1 protein-coding gene is annotated in these 2940 nt (G+C 42.6%); it reads left to right on the forward strand.

Features of this window, described 5'->3' with window-relative positions; all coding sequences use genetic code 11:
* Positions 1–150: 150 nt before the first annotated feature.
* Positions 151–2940, forward strand: a 2790-nt coding sequence (locus SORDD24_RS01235) for a glycoside hydrolase family 2 protein (RefSeq protein WP_155720115.1), incomplete at its 3' end; no start/stop codon positions are given.

Raw genomic sequence — 2940 nt, forward strand, 5'->3', positions numbered from 1 at the left:
CTACAAATTTTAGAAAAAACAATCAAAAATATGATTTTTTGTGTTTAGGGTATTGAAATTTCCTATATTATTTTATAAAATAAGGATAAAAGGCTATGGAAAAGTAATGCGCTTACAAAGAAATGGAAGCGGTTACTAAAGGAGGATTTTATGGAAAAAGGCCATTGGAATCGTAAAAGAGTCTACAGCATTCGCAAGTTTGCCGTAGGAGCTTGCTCTGTCATGATTGGAACCTGTGCTGTTCTATTTGGAGGAAGTGTTGTTGGAGAATCACCAGTTTTTGCGGATGAAACTCCTATTGCGCACACTGTAGAACAAGCAAAAGAGGAAAGTCCAGCAGTGGAGGAAAAACAGGATCAAGCAGTAGCAGAGAAGAACGAGGCTGTAAGTGTCGATCAAAGTCAAGCTGCTCAAATTGAAGCAAGCAAACCAGAGAAGAAAGAAGAGGAACCTGTAGCTCCAAAAGAGGAGAAAGCGTCACTAAAACCTGAAGAAACAGCTCCAAAGGTAGAATCTCAAGCTTCAAGTCAAGAAAAGCCTGTCAAGGAAGATTTGAAAGCTGCGACAAATGAAGAAGTAAATCAAATGATTGAAGATAGAAAAGTGAATTTTAATCAAAATTGGCACTTTAAACTCAATGCGAATCCTAAAGAAGCTGTGAAATCAGATGCCGATGTATCAACATGGCAAAAATTGGATCTCCCACACGACTGGAGTATCTTTAACGATTTTGACCATCAGTCACCTGCCCAAAACGAGGGTGGACAGCTCAATGGTGGTGAAGCTTGGTATCGCAAGACCTTTAAACTTGATGAAAAAGATCTCAAGAAAAATGTTCGAGTGACCTTTGATGGTGTCTATATGGACTCTCAAGTCTATGTCAATGGCCAGTTAGTGGGGCATTATCCAAATGGTTATAACCAGTTCTCATACGATATCACCAAATACCTTCACAAAGATGGTCGTGAGAATGTGATTGCCGTCCATGCAGTCAACAAACAACCAAGTAGCCGTTGGTACTCAGGTAGTGGTATCTACCGTGATGTGACCTTGCAAGTGACAGATAAGGTTCATGTTGAGAAAAATGGTACAACCATCTTAACACCAAAACTAGAACAACAGCAACATGGCAAGGTTGAAACGCATGTAGCCAGCAAAATCGTCAATACAGATGATAAAGACCATGAATTGGTGGCAGAGTATCAAATCGTTGAACGTGGTGGTCAGGCTGTAACAGGCTTGGTTCGTACAGCGAGCCGTACCTTGAAAGCACATGAGTCAACAAGTCTTGATGCGATTTTAGAAGTTGAACAACCAAAACTCTGGACCGTTTTAAATGATAAACCTGCCTTGTACGAATTGATTACGCGTGTTTACCGTGACGGTCAATTGGTTGATGCTAAGAAGGATCTGTTTGGTTACCGTTACTATCATTGGACTCCAAATGAAGGTTTCTCTTTGAATGGTGAACGCATTAAATTCCATGGTGTTTCCTTGCACCATGACCACGGAGCGCTTGGAGCAGAAGAAAACTATAAGGCAGAATACCGTCGTCTCAAACAAATGAAGGAGATGGGGGTCAACTCCATCCGTACAACTCATAACCCTGCTAGTGAGCAAACCTTGCAAATCGCTGCAGAACTGGGTTTGCTCGTTCAGGAAGAGGCCTTTGATACTTGGTATGGTGGCAAGAAACCTTATGACTATGGTCGTTTCTTTGAAAAAGATGCCACTCACCCAGAAGCAAGAAAAGGTGAAAAATGGTCTGACTACGATCTTCGTACCATGGTCGAAAGAGGCAAAAACAACCCTGCTATCTTCATGTGGTCAATTGGTAATGAAATCGGTGAAGCTAATGGTGATGCCCACTCTCTAGCAACTGTTAAACGTTTGGTCAAAGTTATCAAGGATGTTGATAAGACTCGTTACGTTACCATGGGTGCAGATAAGTTCCGTTTCGGTAATGGTAGTGGTGGACATGAGAAAATTGCTGATGAACTGGATGCGGTTGGATTCAACTATTCTGAAGACAACTACAAAGCTCTTCGTGCAAAACATCCTAACTGGTTGATTTACGGTTCTGAGACATCTTCAGCTACGCGTACACGTGGAAGTTACTATCGCCCTGAACAGGAATTGAAACATAGTAACGGACCTGAGCGTAATTACGAACAGTCCGATTATGGAAATGACCGTGTTGGTTGGGGTAAAACTGCAACCGCTTCATGGACTTTTGACCGCGACAATGCTGGTTACGCAGGACAATTTATCTGGACCGGTACAGACTATATTGGGGAGCCTACACCATGGCACAACCAAAACCATACACCAGTTAAGAGTTCTTACTTTGGTATTGTAGATACAGCGGGTATTCCAAAACATGACTTCTACCTCTACCAAAGCCAATGGGTTTCTGTCAAGAAGAAACCAATGGTTCACCTTCTTCCTCACTGGAACTGGGAAGATCCTAGTCTAAAAGCAAATGTTGCTGACTCAGAAGGTAAGATTCCAGTTCGTGCTTACTCAAACGCTGCAAGCGTAGAATTGTTCTTGAATGGTCAATCTCTTGGGGTTAAGAAGTTTAACAAGAAACAAACTAGCGATGGACGAACTTACCAAGAAGGTGCCAATGCCAAGGAACTCTACCTTGAGTGGAAGGTTGCTTACCAACCAGGTACTTTAGAAGCTGTAGCTCGCGATGAAGCTGGAAAAGAAATTGCCCGTGATAAGATCACGACTGCAGGCCAACCTGCAGGTGTTCGCCTCGTCAAGGAAGAACATGCAATCGCAGCAGATGGAAAAGACTTGACCTACATCTACTACGAAATCGTTGACAGCCAAGGAAATGTGGTACCAACTGCCAATAATTTGGTTCGTTTCCAATTGCATGGACAAGGTCAACTGGTCGGTGTCGATAATGGGGAACAAGCCAGTCGTGAA

It is taken from the genome of Streptococcus oralis, assembly GCF_001579175.1.
In the GTDB taxonomy this organism is placed as follows: Bacteria; Bacillota; Bacilli; order Lactobacillales; family Streptococcaceae; genus Streptococcus; species Streptococcus oralis_O.